The organism is Actinosynnema sp. NPDC023587 (assembly GCF_040640215.1).
In the GTDB taxonomy this organism is placed as follows: domain Bacteria; phylum Actinomycetota; class Actinomycetes; order Mycobacteriales; family Pseudonocardiaceae; genus Actinosynnema.
This window is the reverse complement of the sequence record NZ_JBFABG010000014.1, coordinates 154649-155300: the sequence shown is the minus strand read 5'-3', so window position 1 is coordinate 155300 and position 652 is coordinate 154649. Positions and strand designations below refer to the sequence as shown.

Below are 652 nucleotides of genomic sequence, written 5' to 3'. Positions count from 1 at the left end.
CCGCTTCCAGCGAGGATCGCAACTCCTGACAGCCACAACCCGTAACTAGCAGTAACCATGCAGCGCTGGAAGCCCGCTTCCAGCGAGGATCGCAACTCCTGACAGCCACAACCCGTAACTAGCAGTAACCATGCAGCGCTGGAAGCCCGCTTCCAGCGAGGATCGCAACCGCGAGGACCGGAACCGGCCGCCGGAGATCGCCGTCGCAGCGCTGGAAGCCCGCTTCCAGCGAGGATCGCAACTACAACCGGCAGCCGCTCATTCCCGCCGAGTGGGTGCAGCGCTGGAAGCCCGCTTCCAGCGAGGATCGCAACGGACATGGCCACCGTGCGTCGACCGGCTTCGGAGGCAGCGCTGGAAGCCCGCTTCCAGCGAGGATCGCAACACCAGCGACCCGAGGCCATCGCGTCGTGCGATTTGCAGCGCTGGAAGCCCGCTTCCAGCGAGGATCGCAACGGAGGTGACCACGTCGAATTCGCCCGCGCAGTAAAGGCAGCGCTGGAAGCCCGCTTCCAGCGAGGATCGCAACCCCGTCGGTCGTGATCGGCTGTCCCGCGTCGGGCAGCGCTGGAAGCCCGCTTCCAGCGAGGATCGCAACGCGTTGCCGGGAACGGCTCGCCGCCCCACGTAGTCCGCAGCGCTGGAAGCCCGC

General features: G+C 66.7%; 1 CRISPR repeat array.

Annotated elements, in window-relative coordinates:
- Nucleotides 1-59: 59 nt before the first annotated feature.
- Nucleotides 60-598: direct repeats of the CRISPR family, unit length 37 nt; unit sequence GCAGCGCTGGAAGCCCGCTTCCAGCGAGGATCGCAAC.
- Nucleotides 599-652: the final 54 nt, after the last annotated feature.